Below are 17,489 nucleotides of genomic sequence, written 5' to 3' on the forward strand. Positions count from 1 at the left end.
AATGGTGACGCTCTTTGCCTGGCTGCCTCTTGCGCATGCCGTCAGCCAGACCATTCCGGCAAGCGCCGAAGGGCAAATCGAGTTCAATGCTCCGTCCGGCAACATCGGCTGCATCTACACGCCGAAGGGCGGCACCAGCACCTACGAACCACAGGATGGCGGTCCGGAACTGAGCTGTTCGCGCGTCGAGCCCAGCTACGTCACCGTGATCCTTGGGCCGAACGGCCCGGCGACCTTGATCAAGAATCCGGGAGAGCAGGGCTGCTGCAGCGATGTCGCGAAGCTGGCCTATGGCAACAGCTGGAGCAAAGGGCCGTTTACCTGCCAGTCGTCAACCAAGGGACTGACCTGCACGGGCAGCAACGGGCATGGCTTCTTCCTCAGCAAAGCCAAGGTGACGGTGAAATAACTTCGGTCAGCCGGCCCTTTCCAGCTCGCCCTTGGCCTTTGCGGCCGCGACTTGGCGGATGGCATCAGTCAGCGTGTCGGCGTCCTGCGCGCCCATGACGGCGTATTTGCCTTCGAGCAGGAAACACGGCACGCCGGTGATCCCCATCCGCGATGCCGTGGCGATTTCTGTGCGCACCTCCTCGACGTCGGCATCGGTCGGCAACAGCGTTTCGACCACGGCAGCGTCCATGCCTGCCTCGCGGGCGGCATCGACCAGCACGGCGTGGTCGCCAATATTGCCGCCTTCCTCGAAATACAGCTGGAACAGCCGGCGCACGAGCCGGTTCTGCACGGCTTCACCGGCGGCACCGGCCCAGCGGATGACACGATGCGCGTCCAGCGTGTTGGCGGCCACCTTGATGGCGTCGAAAGCGAAATCGATGCCTTCGGCTTCGCCGAGCGGCTCTATGCGGGCATGCATCTGACGGATGCGCTCGTCGCTGCCGAATTTGGCCAGCATGTATTCGCGCCGGTCCTTGCCCTCGGATGGGATGGTCGGGTCGAGCTGGAACGGCCGCCAGCGCACATGAACCTGGACGTCGCCAGCAGCGGCGATCGCCTTGTCGAGCCGCCTCTGGCCGACGAAGCACCAGGGGCAGACGACGTCGGAGACCACGTCGATGGTAATGGAATTGTCATCGCTCATCTTGATCTCCTGCAGCCGAACGTTTCAGCGAGACCGATCTCGGCCACGCTCAGTTCGGCTTGCGCCACCAGGTCGGCCATTGATAACCGAATATGGGCGTCTTTTTGGGATGGTCCAGATAATTCCAGTAAGCGAGCCATTGCTGCGCGTTGTACTGCATCGGCACCATGTAATTGCCGGAGATCAGCAATCGGTCGAGCACGCGCACGGCGGCGACATAGTCTTCCTTGGTCCGTGCTCTTAGCATCGCGTCGATCGCCGCGTCGACCGCCGGATCGGCGACGCCGGCCAGATTGAATGAACCTTCTCTTTTGGCCTCTGAAGAACCCCAGCGAAGGTTCTGCTCCATACCGGGAGACAGCGAGTTGCTGAACCCGCTCGACCCGACAAGAACCTCAAAGTCGAAACGCTGCTTGCGCGACTGGATCTGGTCGGCCTCGAGGCTGCGGATGGTCACCGCGATGCCGATCTTTTCCAGCGAGCGCTGATAGATGGCGGCAAAGCGTTCCTCGTCCTGCGACGTCGTCAGGATCTCGAAACCGAACGGGTTTCCCTTGGGATCCAGCAGGACGCCATCCCTAACGGCGTAGCCCTGGCTCTTCAGCAGGTCGAACGCCAGCTTCAGCACCTTGCGGTCCTGGCCGGTGCCGTCATTCACCGGCGGGCGCCAGCTGCCGTCCATGACATCGGCCGGCACGCGGCCGGGGTAGGGCGCCAGCAGCGCCTTTTCCCTGTCGCTAGCGGGATGGCCGAGCGCGGAAAGTTCGGAATTCTGCCAGTAGCTCATCGTTCGCGTGTACTTACCGCCGAACAGGTTCTTGTTGGCCCATTCGAAGTCGTAGAGCATGCCGAGCGCGCGCCGCACCTCCGGATTGGAAAACTTCTCCAGTCGCGTGTTGAACAGGAAGCCGGTCACCACGGGCGGTATGACGGTGTCGAAGGTCTCGGCGATCACCTCGCCGCGATGAAAGGCGGGAAAATCGATATCGCGCTCGCGCTTGACCGGATCGCCCTCATCGTAAATGGCGCAGATGCCTTTCTTGAACGCTTCCGTCTTGGCATTGGCGTTGAGGAAGTACTCGATGGTGATCTGGTCGTAATTGTCGAAGCCGCGCTTGGAAGGGATGTCCTTGCCCCAGTAATTTGGATTGCGCTTGAAGACGATGCGCTGTCCCGGCTGCACCTTGTCGATGGTATAGGGACCGCTGCCGATCACCGGCTTCAACGTCGTCTTGTCGAAGGTATCCTTGTTGAAGGCGTGCTTTGGGATGATCGGCGTTAGCGCGATGATCAAGGGGGTCTCGCGATTGGCCTTGTCGTTGAAGGTGAAGCGCACGCTGTGATCGCCGGTCTTTTCGAGCTTGGCGATCAGGCTCATGCGGTCCCTATAGGGCGGGCGGCCCTTGTCGGTGAAGACATCGTAGGTGAAAAGCACGTCATCCGGCGTCACCGGCTCGCCATCGGACCACTTTGCATTTGGGTTGAGATGGAACTCGATCCACTTGCGCTCGGGATCCATATCGGCTGTGTCTGCGAGCAGGCCATAGAGGCTGAAGGCCTCGTCGTAGTTGCGCATCATCAACGGCTCGAAGACGAGATTGCCGAAAATGAGGTCCTGCATGCCGCGCGCCGTGGTGCGCAGGCTCTTCAGGATGAACGGGTTCAGATTGTCGAAGCTGCCGACGACGCAGTAAGTGATGTTGCCGCCCTTGGGCGCATCGGGATTGACGTAGTCGAAATGCTGGTAGTCGGCTGGCAGCGCCGGCTCGCCCTGCATGGCGATGGCATGTTTCGGTTCCGACATCGCCACGCCGGGTGCAAAGGCGAAGAACGAAATTGCGGCGATCAGCCAAACAAGAATGCGGCCCATGACCGTCTCCTTACTGGGCGGCTTGATGATTCGAAGTGCACCCTAACATGGCGCCGCGGCGCTCCGGCCAGATACATCAACCCAAATCGCACGACCCAAATTGCGAGGCCAAGAATTGCAGGCGGCGGGCTGGATTCGGCTGCTCATGCAGTGTAACACGCGCTCCGAAGTCATTCTGTTGCCTCAATTCGGCAACAGGTAGCAGGACCACACGGCGCGAAGAAGCCGGTCCCGGGATCATTTGAGAGGAAATGCACGACATGACGAGCCTGAACAGCAACGCATACCGCCTTTCGGTCCTGGCCGCGGGCGTGGTCGGCTTTCTGGGCGCCGGACTTCCCACCGCTTCGGCACAGCAACAGATTCCGCAGGGTTGGTTCAAGGCCTGCACCAAGCAGGAAGATGTCGACATCTGCAATGTCCAGAACATCATCACTGCCGGCAACGGCCAGTTCGTCACCGGCGTCAGCCTGATCGAGTTGAAGGGCAAGGTAAACCGCAAGGTCTTCCAGGTCACGGTTCCCCCAGGTCGCCTGGTGCCCCCCGGCATCGCCCTGCAAATAGACGCCGGCAAGGCGACGAAGCTGGATTATGTCATTTGCTTCGCCGACCGTTGCGTTGCCGAAGTGCCGCTGACCGACGCGCTCGTCGCGTCCTTCAAGAAGGGACAGGCGATCACGCTGACCTCGATCAACTTCCAGAGTCAGCCAAATCCAATCAAGGTTGCCTTGACCGGCTTCAGCGGCGCCTTTGACGGCGCGCCGCTGCAGCAGTCGGACATCGAGGATCGGCAGAAAAAACTTCAGGATTTCGTCGTCAAGAACAACCAGGACTTCGCCAAGAAGCTCAAGGACGAGCAGGCCAAGGCCAAAGCCGCCAACTAATCGCCGGGACAGATACCGGAGCGACAAAAAGCGGGGTCATGCCCCGCTTTTTTGTTGTCGTCACGTCGATGCAAGGTGATGTCAGTGTCTCGACTGGCGTTTTGGCTCATAGCGTCCGTCGGGCCGCTTGTCGAACATCTCGCCGATCTGTGGATGCCGGACCGGTTCGCCCGATTGATCCTCGAGCAGGTTCTGCTCGGAGACATAGGCGATGTATTCGGTTTCCGAATTCTCGGCGAGCAGGTGATAGAACGGCTGGTCCTTGCGCGGCCGCACGTCGGCCGGGATGGCTTCGTACCATTCGTCGGTGTTGGCAAATTGCGGATCGACATCGAAAATGATGCCGCGGAACGGAAACAGCCGATGACGAACCACCTGTCCGATCGAAAATTTGGCCGTTTTCATCATACTCACCACTAAGCCTCTAGAGCGCCCGGCGTCCCCTCGAATGTGCGAAGAGCGCTCTAAGACTTTGAATTTACACACACCGTGGCCAAAAATCGAGCCCGACTTAGGTCTGGGATCAGGCTTTATTTGGCGCAGAAAGCGTGTCAGTTCAATGCCGAAGCGCTTGACGCCCGATGAAGCTACGGGCTAGCCCGGTCCCGGGGTTTCGGGCCAGGGCAAAAATGTCTGACATTGTCGGTCTTGTTCTTCCGTTCTTCGGGCTGATTTTCATCGGCTTTCTGGTCGCGCGCATCACCAGGCAGCCGCTGGAAGCGCTTGGCTGGATGAACACCTTCATCGTCTATGTCGCGCTTCCTGCCCTGTTCTTCCAATTGCTGGCCCGCACGCCGTTCGAACAGTTGACCGAATGGCGCTTCATCTTCGGCTCGGTATTTTCCACCTACACGATCTTCTCGATCATGTTCGTATGGTCGGTGACGGCGTCGCGCGGCGAGATCGCCCAGTCGACGATCAAGGCGCTGGCCGCGGCCTACGGCAATATCGGCTATATGGGGCCGGGGCTGGCGCTGCTCGCCTTCGGCCAACAAGCGGCGGTTCCCGTCGCGCTGATCTTCTGCTTCGAAAATATCATGCATTTCGCCATCGCGCCGATGATGATGGCGCTGTCGGGCGACGACAAGACATCGCCGTGGCGGCTCATCCTCGGCGTAGTCAGGAAAATCGTCCTGCACCCGTTCATCATCGCGACCGCGCTTGGCGTCGGCGCCGCCTATCTCGGCTTTCACCCACCGCAGCCGGTCGGTCGCCTGCTTGAATATCTTTCGCGGGCAGCCGCCCCTTGCGCCCTGTTTGCCATGGGCGTGACGCTTGCGCTCCGGCCGCTCAACCGCGTGCCGCATGAGCTGGCGTCGATCGCGGCGCTGAAGCTGATCCTGCATCCATCGCTCTGCTACGTCGTGCTGAGCTGGATCGGGAACTTTTCCGAAATCTGGGTTTTTTCAGCCGTGCTTTTGGCGGCATTACCGACCGCAACCAACGTCTTCGTCATCGCCCAGCAATATGGCGTCTGGGTGCAACGCGCCTCGGCCAGCGTGCTGATCACCACCTGCCTCTCGGTGCTGACGGTGACCGGGCTGCTCTACATGATCCGCCACGGCATCTTACCGCCGGACCTGTTTCCCTGAACCGCCGGTAAGCGCCGCAAAGCCGCTGCCCGGCCTTAAGCCTTCGCGCATGAAAAAGGCGCGCAGCGGCGCGAAACTGCCGAGCACATTGAGGCCGGCGCTGCGTGCCATCTGCGCCGGCAGCATGTCCGAAAGCAGCGACATGTTGAGCAGATTGACCGCGCCGGAACGCGCCAGAATGTCGGGACGGCGCCTGGAATCATAGGCGGCCAGGGCCTTCGCGGCGCCGGGGTCGCCGCGATTTTCACCAGCGATTCCAATCAGATCCTCGATGTCCCTGATGCCGAGGTTGAGACCTTGGGCTCCGATCGGCGGGAATACATGTGCAGCCTCGCCGACCAGCGCCACACGGTTTTGCGCGAAGCGCCCCGGTGATGCCGCTGAAAGCGGGTAAATTTGTCGGCCGGGCTCGACCGACACCCGGCCCAGCATCGACTGCATCTGCTGCTCGACACGCTCGGAAAGCGTCGCGTCATCGAGTGCGGCGAGGTCCTTCGCCGTCTCCGGTTTCACCACCCAGACGAGGCTGGAGCGGTTGCCGGGCAGCGGCACCTGGGTGAACGGCCCGGTCTCTGTGTGGAACTCGGTCGAGGTGAAGCCGTGTTCGCTGCGATGGCCAAAATTCAGCACCAGCGCCGCTTGGCCGTAGGATCGCACCGAGGCCACTATGCCTGCCGCCTCGCGCGCCGGCGACAGGCGCCCATCGGCAGCGACCGCAAGCGCGGCCGAGACTTCGCGACCATCAGTCAACACGGCATGCGCCTGATCGGCGTCCAGACGCCAGCTCTCGACCATCGACGTCAGCCATTCGATGCCGGGATGCGCCGCGACGGACTTGGCCAGCGTCGGGTTCAGCGCACTGTTGGGCAGGTTGAGCCCGAACTGCTCCTCGCCGATCTCTATGGCGCGAAAAGTCACCACCGGGCTGCGGATCAGCCGGCTGGTCGCATCAACGATGCGCATGACCTTCAGCGGCGCGGCCTTCGGCGCAAGTTCGGCCAGCACGCCCAGCCGATCGAGAACCTTGAGAGCAGGGTTCATCAGCGCCGTGGTCCGGCCATCGGGCCCGCCTGCTTCGGGTCCGACCAGGGTTACCGGAAAGCCCGCCTCGGCGAAACCGAGCGCCGCGATCAGTCCGGCAGGGCCGCTGCCGGCTACCAGTATCCGTGCTGTCTCGCGATGATCCAAATTGGACTTCCAGTTTGCGATGCAGGTGTCTACCCATGGATATAGGTCAGACCATGCGGCTTGATCAACGCGGCGATTAGGCTCATTCGGTTGTCATGACCGGCCAGCAGGACGATTTCAGCCATCTCGACCGCGCCGGCCGCGCCACGGCAAGCCTGGCCCGCAGCCCCCGCCTGACGGTCAACATCGCCATCGTCGGCGGCATTCTGCTCGCCTGGTTCATTCTCGGCGCCATGGCGATCCGCGGCGCCGAAGGCCGGCTCCCCGGCGTACCAGGCGATGTGGTCCTGCGATATCTGCCGCAACTGCCGCTGCCGGATGTCCTCGACCGCTTCTTCGGCATGTGCCTGATGCCCGCACCACTTGATGCCGGCGGCGCACCGGTTCTGGCGCTGATCGTGATGTGGTTTTTGATGGCCGTGGCGACGATGCTGCCGTCGGCGGCGCCGATGATCCGTACCTATTGTGAAATCGCCGACACCGCCCGCATCAAGGGCGAGCCGGTGGCCCACCCGCTGGTCCTGGTCGCCGGCTACCTCTCGACATGGCTTGTCGCCTCTATCGGCTTCGCGGTGCTGACGTTGCTCGTCCACGCATTTGCGTCCTCCGCTCGATTGCTCGATGCGGTGAGCGGCCTTGCCGCGGCGGCCGCGCTGCTGGTTGCCGGCCTCTACCAGTTCAGCAGCCTCAAGCAGGCCTGCCTGACAGAATGCCGGAACCCGTTCTCGACACTGTTTTCCAACTGGAGCGCGGAGCCGGGTGGCATCTTCCGGCTAGGGCTGAAGCAGGGCCTGTGGTGCCTCGGCTGCTGCTGGGCGCTGATGCTGGTGATGTTTGCCGTCGGCGCGATGAACGTGTTCTGGATGGCGCTGATCGGCCTGTTCACCTTGATCGAAAAACAGACCACCGGCAGCCTTCCAACCCGAGTGGCCGGTGCGATACTGCTTGTCTGGGCAGTCGCCCTGCTAGTAGTCTCGGCATGACGGGGGATAATTCCATGGCAGAGCAAGGCTGGGCAATGAAAGGAGAGCTCGTACTCTCCTGCAATTGCACGGTTTATTGTCCTTGCGTACTGTCGCTTGGCAGCCATCCGCCGACGGAGGGTTATTGCCAGACCTGGGCGGGCTTCCGCATCGACGCAGGCCATTTCGGCGAGGTCGACCTGTCCGGCCTCAATCTCGGTCTGGTCATGGAAATCCCAGGCTATATGAGCCGCGGCAACTGGACCGCAGGCCTGTTCATCGACAAGCAAGCCTCCGTCTATGCGGTGAAAGCGCTGACCAGGATCTTCACCGGGAAGGCCGGCGGAACCACCGCGCTGTTGTCGATCCTTGTCGGCAAGTTCCTCGGCGTCGAGCAGGTGCCGATCACCTACGAGACGCGTGACAAGACCCGTATTTTCCAGATACCGAAGATCATCGACGGGGCGGTCACACCGATTCCCGGCAAGGATCGCGAGAAGGATACCGTGATCGGCAACTCGGAATACTGGATCGCGCCGGAGATCATCGTGGCCAGGTCCGATAAGAGCAAGATGCGGGCTTTCGGCCGCAACTGGAACTTTGCCGGCCGCTCGGCCGAAATCTGCAAACTGGATTGGCGGGGCCCGTGAGCAAGAACACAACGGCCAGAAACGCCGCCAAAAAGATCACCGACCGGATACCCAGGCCGAAGAAAAAGGTCACCTGGCCGCAGGCGCGGGCATTCTCGGTGCATCTGTTGACCGCGTCTGGCTCGTTCCTGGCTTTCCTGTCGCTGGTGGCGGCAAGCGAGCAACGCTGGACGGCGATGTTCTGGTGGCTGGGGTTGGCGCTGTTCGTCGACGGCATAGACGGGCCGATCGCGCGCAAGCTCGAGGTCAAGGAGATTTTGCCGACCTGGTCGGGCGAGCTCCTCGACAACATCATCGACTATGTCACTTACGTGCTGATCCCGGCCTTCGCACTCTACCAGCGCGGCTTCATGGGCGAAGGGCTGTCGTTCCTGTCGGCGGCCATCATCGTGGTGTCCAGCGCCATCTATTATGCCGACACCGGAATGAAGACGAAGGAGAACTTCTTCAAAGGCTTTCCGGTGGTCTGGAACATGGTCGTGTTCACGCTGTTCGTCATCGAGCCCGGACAGTGGGTGTCCTTCGGCGTCGTCGTGGCGGCCGGCATCCTGACCTTCGTGCCGATCAACTTCATCCATCCCGTGCGGGTGGTGCGGCTGCGGCCAATCAATCTTGGCATGACGCTGCTCTGGTGCGCTTTCGGTGCGCTGGCGCTGGCGCAGGCGGCCCTTGCCGCCTTCTACGACCAGATCGGCGTTTTGGGCGAACAGGTCGGCGTCTTTACCAAGGTCGGCATCACCATCACCGGACTTTACCTCGCCTGCATCGGCGGTATCATGCAGTTCTTCCCCAAACTCGGCGCCAAGCCGGACACTAAGAAAGCCTGACCGCAGGAAAGCCCACAAATGTCCAAAGCAATCCGTATCCACGCCCATGGCGGTCCGGAAGTCCTGACCTATGAAGACGCCGATCCGGGGCAACCCGGCGCCGGGCAGATCCTGGTCAGGCACACCGCGATCGGCCTCAATTTCATCGATGTCTATCACCGCATCGGCCTCTATCCGCCGCCCGGCGGCTTCCCGCTGATCCCGGGCGGCGAGGCGGCAGGTGTGGTTCTCGAGGTCGGCGCAGGCATCGACTGGCTGAAGCCGGGCGACCGCATCGCCTATGCCGTCAATGTCGGTGCCTATGCCGAACAGCGCATTGTCGCCGCCGACCGCGTGGTCAAGGTACCGGACCGCATCAGCGACGAACAGGCCGCCGGCATGATGCTTAAAGGCATGACGGCGGAGTATCTGTTGCGCCGGACCTTCAAGGTGAAGGCAGGCGACACCATCCTGTTTCATGCCGCCGCCGGCGGCGTCGGGCTGATCCTGGGACAATGGGCAAAACATCTCGGCGCCACCGTGATCGGCACGGCAAGCTCAACCGACAAGATCGAGCTCGCCAAGGCGCATGGCTTCGACCATGTCATCAACTACAAGGAGCAGGATTTCGTCGCCGGCGTCGCCGCCATCACCGGCGGCAAGAAATGTGACGTCGTCTACGATTCGGTCGGCAACGACACATTCCCGGCCTCGCTCGACTGTCTGAAGCCGCTCGGCATGTTCGTCTCTTTCGGTCAGTCCTCTGGACCGATCCCGCCATTTTCGATGTCGGTGCTGGCGCAGAAGGGCTCGCTGTTCGCTACCAGGCCGACGCTGTTCGTCTACAACGCCAAGCGTGAAGACCTCGAAATCTCCGCCGCGGCATTGTTCGATGTGGTGTTGAGCGGCGCGGTCGAGATCAAGATCAACCAGCGCTATGCGCTGAAGGACGCCGGCAAGGCGCAAGCCGATCTCGAAGGGCGCAAGACCACGGGTACGACAATACTGATCCCCTGACGGAGGTTTGCCTTCCTTTCAGTGCTTTGCCGCGGCGCCCAGGCACTGTTTGCACGAAAAACCGGTCGGTCGGTTTGTTGTGCGAAACGGGTCTATCTTTACCCCTTGAGTTTCCGCTGAAATTCTTGAAGCTCTTTCAAGGTGGGTGCTGCTTTCGCACGAGAGCGGCCAGCGCATACGATGTTGGCGGGAACACAGAACATGTCCGGGAACCGGATGGGAGGCACTGTGAGTGCAGATCATGATGGAGCGAACCTGCTTGAGGTTCGTGGCCTGACCAAGATATTCGGCACGCTGACGGCGTGCGATCATATCGACCTCAACATCGCCAAGGGCGAGATCCACGCGCTGCTTGGCGAAAACGGCGCCGGCAAGTCGACGCTGGTCAAGATGCTGTTCGGCTCGCTGGAGCCCAATTCCGGCGAGATATTCTGGAACGGGGAAGCGGTGCGGATCACCAGTCCGGGCATGGCGAAGAAGCTCGGCATCGGCATGGTGTTTCAGCACTTTTCGCTGTTCGAGGCGCTGACCGCGGCCGAGAATATCGCTCTGTCTCTGGATGACGGCTCACCGATCAGCTCGATCGCGGCCAAGGCGAGGGCGCTTTCCTTCAGCTATGGCCTGCCGCTCGATCCGGACTCGCTGGTCGGCGATCTCTCGGTCGGCGAACGCCAGCGCATCGAGATCATCCGCTGCCTGTTGCAGACGCCGCAGCTCATCATCCTCGACGAGCCGACCTCGGTGCTGACGCCGCAGGAAGCCGACAAGCTGTTCGAGACGCTGGAGCGCCTGCGCTCCGAGGGCAAATCCATCCTCTACATTTCGCACCGGCTGGAAGAGGTCAAACGCATTTGCGACCGCGCGACCGTGCTGCGTCACGGCAAGGTCGTCGGCCATTGCAATCCGCGCGAGGAAACGGCTTCGTCGCTGGCCCGCATGATGGTCGGCAACGAGGTGAAGGCCGTGGTGCGTGCGCCGGCCGAAGGCATCGAGACCGCGCAGCCGCTGCTCGAAATCCGCGCCCTCAGCCGCAAGCCGGCAACGCCGTTTTCGATTCCGCTGAAGAATATCAACCTCACTGTGCGCGCCGGCGAGGTGATCGGCATTGCCGGTGTCGCCGGCAACGGCCAGGGCGAGTTCTTCGAATCCGTCTCCGGCGAGGTGCTGCAGCAGGACGCCGCATCCGTGCGCATCCGCGGCAAGGATGCCGGCTCGCTCTCGATCACAGGCCGGCGGCTGATGGGCGCTGCCTTCGTGCCGGAAGAACGCCTCGGCCATGGCGCGGCGCCACGCATGAAGCTTTCGGAAAACCTGCTTCTGTCGCGGCACGCCACCGACGGCAAGGTTTTTGTCGGCGCCGGCGGCGCCGTCAAAAGCGGTGCGGTCTATGCCGCCGCCCAGCGCATCATCGTGGCGATGGATGTGCGCAAGAGCGCGCCCGATCCGGAAGCTGCGGCCCTTTCGGGCGGCAATTTGCAGAAATTCATCGTCGGTCGCGAACTCGACCGCAGCCCTGCCGTCATGGTCGTCAACCAGCCGACCTGGGGCGTCGACGCCGGTGCCGCCGCCCACATCCGCCAGGCGCTGATCGAACTGGCGCGCAGCGGCTCGGCAGTTCTGGTCATCAGCCAGGACCTCGATGAGCTGTTCGAGATTTCGGACGCGATCGCGGTCATGCACAATGGCGAATTGTCCAAACCGCTGCCGATCGCCGAGGCAACTTTCGAAAAGGTCGGTCTGTTGATGGGCGGCGCCGAGCCTGGCCACGCCGAACATGGTCTGGAGACGGCATGATGCGCCTCGAACTCGTCAAACGCCCGCAGCGCTCTATGCTCTTTTCGGCGCTGTCGCCCTTCATCGCCTTCGCCCTAACGATCATCGCCGGCGCGGTTCTGTTCGCGCTGCTCGGCGTCAACCCGCTGAGCGCATTTGAGATCTATTTCATCGAGCCGATCAGCCAGGTCTGGCAGCTGCATGAGCTGGCGATCAAGGCCGCGCCGTTGATCCTGATCGCGGTCGGCCTGTCGGTCTGTTACAAGGCCAACATCTGGAACATCGGCGCTGAGGGACAGTTCATCCTCGGCGGCATTTTCGGCTCGGCCATTCCGGTGCTGTTTCCCGGGTTCGAAGGCCCGCTGGTGCTGCCGCTGATGCTGTTGTTCGGCATGGTCGGCGGTGCCGCCTATGCAGCAATCCCGGCTCTCTTGAAGACGCGCTTCGGCACCAACGAAATCCTGACCAGCCTGATGCTGGTCTATGTCGCCCAGCTTTTCCTCGACTGGCTGGTGCGCGGCCCCTGGCGCGATCCACAGGGCCACGGTTTCCCGCAGACGATCCAGTTCAATGACTCGGCGGTCCTGCCGGAACTGATGCCGGATGCCGGCCGCGCCAATTGGGGTTTTGTCTTCGCGCTTGTTGCAGCCGTGCTGATCTGGGTGCTGATGAGCCGCCTGCTCAAGGGTTTTGAGGTCCGCGTGCTCGGCTCCAGCCCGAGGGCAGGGCGCTTCGCCGGTTTCGGCCTCAACCGCATGGTGTTCTTCGCCTTCCTGCTGTCAGGCGCGCTGGCTGGGCTTGCCGGCATTTCGGAAGTCTCCGGCGCCATCGGCCAGCTCCAGCCGGTGATCTCGCCCGGCTACGGCTTCACCGCCATTATTGTCGCGTTCCTCGGCCGGCTCAATCCGCTCGGCATTGTCGCCGCCGGCCTGGTGCTGGCGTTGACCTATCTCGGCGGCGAGGCGGTGCAGAGCGCGCTCGGCATTTCCGACAAAGTGGCACGCGTGTTCCAGGGCATGCTTTTGTTCTTCGTGCTCGGCTGCGACACGCTCATCCACTATCGCATCCGTCTGGTCGGCATGGCGCTGACGAAAAGCGCGGCGAAGCTTGAAGCCGCGCCGAAGTTGAAGGAAGCCCGCTGATGGACATCGCCGTCAACATCCTTTTGACCATCGCCACGGCGGCGACGCCGCTTTTAATAGCGGCCATCGGCGAACTGGTGGTCGAGCGCTCCGGCGTGCTCAACCTCGGCGTCGAAGGCATGATGATCATGGGCGCCGTCGGCGGCTTCGGAGCCGGCTATCTCACGGGATCGCCCTGGATGGGCCTGTTGGCGGCAATTGCCATGGGCGCGGTGTTCTCGCTGCTGTTTGCGGTGATGACGCTGTCGCTCGCCACCAATCAGGTGGCGACCGGCCTGTCGTTGACGCTGCTCGGCCTCGGCCTTTCCGGCATGATGGGGACCAGCTTCGTCGGCCAGCCCGGCGAGCGGCTGCCAAACCTCTACGTTCCGGTGCTCACCGACATTCCCGTGGTCGGCAGGCTGTTGTTCGGCCAGGACCCGATCTTCTACATCTCGATCGCGCTGACGGCGGCCGTCATGTGGTTCCTGTTCAAGACCCGCACCGGCCTCACTCTGCGCTCGATCGGCGACAGCCACACATCGGCGCATGCGCTCGGCATCAAGGTCATCCGCTACCGCTATCTCGCGGTCATCTTCGGCGGCGCCTGCGCCGGCCTTGCCGGCGGCCATCTGTCGCTGGTCTACACGCCGCAATGGGTGGAGAACATGAGCGCGGGCCGCGGCTGGATCGCGCTGGCGCTGGTCGTCTTCGCCTCCTGGCGGCCGTGGCGCGTGCTCGCCGGCGCCTACATCTTCGGCGCGGTGTGGATCGGCCAGCTTCATGCACAGGCATTTGGCATTCCGGTGCCTTCGCAGCTGCTTTCTTCTCTGCCCTATCTGGCAACCGTCGTGGTTCTCGTTCTAATCTCGCGCAACAAGCGTCTGACGATGATGAACACGCCGGCTTCCTTGGGGCAGCCATTCGTTCCGGATCGTTGAAAACAAAAACAAACGGGAAGCTCCAAGGCTAAACTCAGAGAGGTAACACAATGAAAAAACTGCTTATCGCGTTGATGACCACGACCGCCGCCATGTCACTGGCGGCGTCGGCGCAGGCCGCCGACAAGTTGAAGGCATGCTGGGTCTACACCGGCCCGATCGGCGATTTCGGCTATTCCTACCAGCACGACCAAGGCCGCCTCGAGGTGGAGAAGGCGCTCGGCGACAAGGTCGAAACCGCCTATCTCGAGAACGTCTCGGAAGGTCCCGATGCCGACCGCGCTTTCGAGCGTCTGGCGCGCGAAGGCTGCAAGATCATCTTCGGCACCTCTTTCGGCTTCATGGACCCGGAAGTGAAGGTCGCCAAGAAGTTCCCCAAAGTGATGTTCGAGCACGCCACCGGCTACAAAACCGCTGACAATCTCGGCATCTACAATGCGCGCTTCTATGAAGGCCGCTACGTGCTCGGCCAGATCGCCGCCAAGGAATCGAAGGCAGGGGTCGCCGGCTATATCGTTTCTTTCCCGATCCCCGAAGTGGTGATGGGCATCAACTCCTTCATGCTCGGCGCGCAGTCGGTCAACCCGAACTTCAAGGCCAAGATCGTCTGGGTGAACTCCTGGTTCGATCCGGGCAAGGAAGCCGACGCGGCCAAGGCGCTGTTCGACCAGGGCGCCGACATCATCGTCCAGCACACCGATTCCACTGCGGCACTGCAGGTGGCGGAAGAGCGCAAGCTGCACGGCTTCGGCCAGTCCTCCGACATGATCAAGTTCGCGCCGAACGCGCAGCTGACCTCGCTGACAGACGAATGGGGGCCGTATTACATCAGCCGCGTTCAGGCGGCGCTCGACGGCACCTGGAAGCCTGACAATGTCTGGCTCGGCATCAAGGACGGCGCCGTCAAGCTGGCGCCCTTCACCAACATGCCGGACGATGTGAAGGCGATGGCCGAGGCAACCGCCAAGAAAATCGCAGATGGCTGGAACCCCTTCACCGGACCGGTCGCCAAGCAGGACGGCACGCCGTGGCTCAAGGACGGCGAAGTAGCCGACGACGGCACGCTGCTCGGCATGAACTTCTATGTGAAGGGCGTCGACGACAAGTTGCCGCAGTAAGTATCGGAAACGCAAAAGAGAAGGGGCGCCGCCCGGCGCCCTTTTTCACTTCGCGGGCTGCACGCTTCGACCGCGAAACCGCGCCGAGGGCTGTGCCAAAAATCCGAGGGCGCCGGGAGGCGCCCTTTTTGGTATTTTTCTAAACCGCCGAGCCGTAAAGGTCGTAGACGTCGGCGCGGTCGATCTTGACCGTGACGATGTCGCCTTGGCGCAGCGGGCGGCGCGACTGGATATGCACCGAACCGTCGATCTCGGGCGCGTCGTATTTTGTCCGGCCCTTGGCAGACGTGCCATGCGCCTCGTCGATCAGCACCGGCAGGCGCTTGCCGACCTTCTTGGCCAGCTGCGTCGCCGAGATCTTCTGCTGGCGCTGCATGAAGCGATGCCAGCGCGCTTCCTTGATCTCCTGCGGCACCTGTTCGAGGCCGAGATCGTTGGAGCGGGCGCCGCGGACCGGCTCGTATTTAAAGCAGCCGGCGCGATCGATCCTGGCCTCGTCCAGCCAGTCGAGCAGCATCTCGAAATCCTCGTCGGTCTCGCCGGGGAAACCGACGATGAAGGTCGAGCGTATCGCCAGATCCGGGCACACCTCGCGCCAGCCGCGAATGCGCTCCAGCGTCTTTTCGCCATGCGCGGGCCGACGCATGTTCTTCAGCACCTGCGGCGAGGCGTGCTGGAAGGGGATGTCCAGATAGGGAAGGATTTTTCCATCCGCCATTAGCGGGATGACATCGGCGACATGCGGGTAGGGGTAGACATAGTGCATGCGTACCCAGATGCCGAGCTTGCCGAGCTCCTCCGACAGGTCGAGGAATTTCGCCCGCACTTCGCGGTCGCCGAACATCGACGTCTGGTACTTGATGTCGATGCCGTAGGCGCTGGTGTCCTGCGAGATGACCAGCAGTTCCTTGACGCCGGCCTTGGCCAGCTTCTCGGCCTCGCGCAGCACATCGGCCGCCGGGCGCGAGACGAGGTCGCCGCGCAGCGCCGGAATGATGCAGAAGGTGCAGCGGTTGTTGCAGCCTTCGGAAATCTTGAGATAGGCGTAGTGGCGCGGCGTCAGCTTGACGCCTTGCGGCGGCAGAAGGTCGATATACGGATCGTGGCTGGGCGGCGCCGCCTCATGCACCGCGGCCATCACGCTCTCATAGGCCTGCGGGCCGGTGATGGCGAGGACGTTGGGGTGCTTCTCTCGTATGACGTCCGGCTCGGCGCCGAGGCAGCCGGTGACGATCACCCGGCCGTTTTCCGAAAGCGCCGAACCAATGGCGTTGAGCGATTCGTCGCGGGCCGAATCGAGAAAGCCGCAGGTGTTGACGACGACCAGGTCCGCGCCGTCATGCTTGCGCGCGATCTCATAGCCTTCGGCGCGCAGGCGCGTGATGATGCGCTCGGAATCCACAAGCGCCTTCGGGCATCCAAGGCTGACGAAACTGACGCGAGGCGCAGACATGAGAAAACATTCCGGGTTTTTTCGGGATCGGCGGCCAGTACCACACTTATTGCGGCATTGGTATGGGCAGCGGCTGCGGCGAACGCGACCACTGCCTCCGGCAGATACCCGTACTATACAGAAGCTGTAGGACCGGCAGCGTCAGCTCACCACAGGACTGACATGCGGCCAGACCTCGACAAGGCCGCGATAGACCATATCGATCGCGACGTAGAGAATGATCAGCAGGCCGACATAGGCGATCCAGCGGTGGCGATGCAGCAGCTTGGCAATGAAGCTCGCGGCCAAGCCCATCAAGGCAATCGACAGCACCAGGCCTATGACAAGCACGGGAAAATGATCGCGCGCCGCACCGGCGACCGCCAGCACATTGTCCAGCGACATCGAAACATCGGCGACGACGATCTGCAGGGCCGCCTGGCCGAGCGTCTTGCGCGGCGCCTTGCCGCCCACCGTTCTGTCGCTGTTGAGGTCGGAATCGGACAGCGCCTCGGTCGCCTCGAACTCGTCGGCATGCGACGTCCGCAGCTCGCGCCACATCTTCCAGCACACCCACAACAAAAGGATGCCGCCGGCCAGCAGCAGGCCGACAATGGCAAGAAGCTTGACGGTGACGGCGGCAAACAGGATGCGCAGCACAGTCGCCGCCAAAACGCCGATCAGGATGGCTTTCTTGCGCTGCTCGACCGGCAGGCCGGCGGCGGCAAGGCCGATGACGATGGCATTGTCGCCGGCAAGCACCAGATCGATGGCGATGACCTGGAGGAGGGCCGTCATGCTTGCAGCGCTGAAAATGTCCATCGACCGGAGCCCCTTGCTGTATCGGCGTGTTCGTCGTCGGATATGCCGACGCCCTAACGTGTATGGTTCCCGCGCGTCAAGAGACTGCCGGCGCAATTCCAGGAAAAGTCCGTAGCGGTTTTCCGTCCGGAATTATGCAAAAACAAAGAGTTAGAGTGGGTCAGCTGCTCCATAAAAAGCTGAACCGCTCTAACGGCCGACGCTGAAAGCCACGGGA

Annotated in this window: 17 protein-coding genes; 11 read left to right on the forward strand and 6 right to left on the reverse strand. The window is 62.3% G+C overall.

Annotation, left to right across the window (positions count from 1 at the left end; all coding sequences use genetic code 11):
- Nucleotide 1: 1 nt before the first annotated feature.
- The gene (locus NKK52_RS10180) at nt 2-409 is read left to right on the forward strand and encodes a hypothetical protein (RefSeq protein ID WP_196813629.1); all 408 of its coding nucleotides are present in this window, start codon (nt 2-4) and stop codon (nt 407-409) included.
- Nucleotides 410-415: 6 nt separating this feature from the next.
- Here NKK52_RS10180 and NKK52_RS10185 read toward each other — a convergent pair whose 3' ends face one another.
- Together NKK52_RS10185 and NKK52_RS10190 are read right to left on the reverse strand one after the other, a co-directional pair.
- Nucleotides 416-1,096 (reverse strand): DsbA family oxidoreductase, encoded by a 681-nt coding sequence (locus NKK52_RS10185; protein WP_023682516.1) that lies wholly within the window; start codon nt 1,094-1,096, stop codon nt 416-418.
- Nucleotides 1,097-1,145: 49 nt separating this feature from the next.
- A complete protein-coding gene (locus tag NKK52_RS10190; RefSeq protein WP_023682517.1) occupies nt 1,146-2,966 on the reverse strand; it encodes an extracellular solute-binding protein in 1,821 nt (606 codons plus the stop codon).
- Nucleotides 2,967-3,226: 260 nt separating this feature from the next.
- Between NKK52_RS10190 and NKK52_RS10195 the strand changes: the two genes are divergently transcribed.
- A complete protein-coding gene (locus tag NKK52_RS10195) occupies nt 3,227-3,850 on the forward strand; it encodes an invasion associated locus B family protein (protein WP_023668972.1) in 624 nt (207 codons plus the stop codon).
- 81 nt (nt 3,851-3,931) lie between these two features.
- Here the strand turns inward: NKK52_RS10195 and hspQ are convergent, their stop codons facing one another.
- On the reverse strand, nt 3,932-4,255 hold the full coding sequence (gene hspQ / locus NKK52_RS10200) for a heat shock protein HspQ (protein WP_023668971.1): 324 nt from the start codon (nt 4,253-4,255) through the stop codon (nt 3,932-3,934).
- 224 nt (nt 4,256-4,479) lie between these two features.
- Between hspQ and NKK52_RS10205 the strand changes: the two genes are divergently transcribed.
- The gene (locus NKK52_RS10205; protein WP_023682518.1) at nt 4,480-5,442 is read left to right on the forward strand and encodes an AEC family transporter; all 963 of its coding nucleotides are present in this window, start codon (nt 4,480-4,482) and stop codon (nt 5,440-5,442) included.
- On the opposite strand, the gene NKK52_RS10210 is transcribed toward NKK52_RS10205, so the two are convergent.
- Nucleotides 5,419-6,630, reverse strand: a complete 1,212-nt coding sequence (locus NKK52_RS10210) for a UbiH/UbiF family hydroxylase (protein WP_023682519.1) — start codon at nt 6,628-6,630, stop codon at nt 5,419-5,421. The genes NKK52_RS10205 and NKK52_RS10210 overlap by 24 nt on opposite strands.
- 95 nt (nt 6,631-6,725) lie before the next feature.
- On the opposite strand from NKK52_RS10210, the gene NKK52_RS10215 reads away from it, so the two are divergent.
- The 8 genes from NKK52_RS10215 to NKK52_RS10250 all read left to right on the forward strand — a co-directional run bounded on the left by NKK52_RS10215 (nt 6,726) and on the right by NKK52_RS10250 (nt 15,018).
- The gene (locus NKK52_RS10215; protein ID WP_023682520.1) at nt 6,726-7,613 is read left to right on the forward strand and encodes a DUF2182 domain-containing protein; all 888 of its coding nucleotides are present in this window, start codon (nt 6,726-6,728) and stop codon (nt 7,611-7,613) included.
- Nucleotides 7,614-7,627: 14 nt separating this feature from the next.
- The gene (locus tag NKK52_RS10220) at nt 7,628-8,242 is read left to right on the forward strand and encodes a DUF1326 domain-containing protein (protein ID WP_023682521.1); all 615 of its coding nucleotides are present in this window, start codon (nt 7,628-7,630) and stop codon (nt 8,240-8,242) included.
- Nucleotides 8,239-9,069 (forward strand): phosphatidylcholine synthase, encoded by an 831-nt coding sequence (gene pcsA / locus NKK52_RS10225; RefSeq protein WP_023682522.1) that lies wholly within the window; start codon nt 8,239-8,241, stop codon nt 9,067-9,069. The genes NKK52_RS10220 and pcsA overlap by 4 nt, the downstream gene beginning before the upstream one ends.
- A gap of 18 nt (nt 9,070-9,087) precedes the next feature.
- Nucleotides 9,088-10,065 (forward strand): quinone oxidoreductase family protein, encoded by a 978-nt coding sequence (locus NKK52_RS10230; RefSeq protein ID WP_023682523.1) that lies wholly within the window; start codon nt 9,088-9,090, stop codon nt 10,063-10,065.
- A 216-nt stretch (nt 10,066-10,281) separates the two neighbouring features.
- Nucleotides 10,282-11,859 carry an ABC transporter ATP-binding protein gene (locus tag NKK52_RS10235; RefSeq protein ID WP_023682524.1) on the forward strand — a complete coding sequence of 526 codons (1,578 nt, stop codon included), beginning with the start codon at nt 10,282-10,284 and terminating at the stop codon, nt 11,857-11,859.
- Nucleotides 11,856-12,980 carry an ABC transporter permease gene (locus tag NKK52_RS10240; protein ID WP_031193354.1) on the forward strand — a complete coding sequence of 375 codons (1,125 nt, stop codon included), beginning with the start codon at nt 11,856-11,858 and terminating at the stop codon, nt 12,978-12,980. Before NKK52_RS10235 ends, NKK52_RS10240 begins: the two co-directional genes overlap by 4 nt.
- The gene (locus NKK52_RS10245; protein ID WP_023682526.1) at nt 12,980-13,900 is read left to right on the forward strand and encodes an ABC transporter permease; all 921 of its coding nucleotides are present in this window, start codon (nt 12,980-12,982) and stop codon (nt 13,898-13,900) included. Before NKK52_RS10240 ends, NKK52_RS10245 begins: the two co-directional genes overlap by 1 nt.
- A 50-nt stretch (nt 13,901-13,950) precedes the next feature.
- Nucleotides 13,951-15,018, forward strand: coding sequence for a BMP family ABC transporter substrate-binding protein (locus NKK52_RS10250; protein WP_023682527.1), 1,068 nt, complete (start codon nt 13,951-13,953; stop codon nt 15,016-15,018).
- A gap of 139 nt (nt 15,019-15,157) precedes the next feature.
- On the opposite strand, the gene rimO is transcribed toward NKK52_RS10250, so the two are convergent.
- Both rimO and NKK52_RS10260 read right to left on the reverse strand, forming a co-directional pair.
- On the reverse strand, nt 15,158-16,471 hold the full coding sequence (rimO, locus tag NKK52_RS10255) for a 30S ribosomal protein S12 methylthiotransferase RimO (protein ID WP_023682528.1): 1,314 nt from the start codon (nt 16,469-16,471) through the stop codon (nt 15,158-15,160).
- 141 nt (nt 16,472-16,612) lie between these two features.
- Nucleotides 16,613-17,272, reverse strand: coding sequence for a TerC family protein (locus NKK52_RS10260; RefSeq protein ID WP_023682529.1), 660 nt, complete (start codon nt 17,270-17,272; stop codon nt 16,613-16,615).
- Between the last annotated feature and the right edge of the window lie 217 nt (nt 17,273-17,489).

Origin of the sequence: Mesorhizobium sp. C277A, from assembly GCF_040324395.1 — a bacterium.
Classification (GTDB): domain Bacteria; phylum Pseudomonadota; class Alphaproteobacteria; order Rhizobiales; family Rhizobiaceae; genus Mesorhizobium.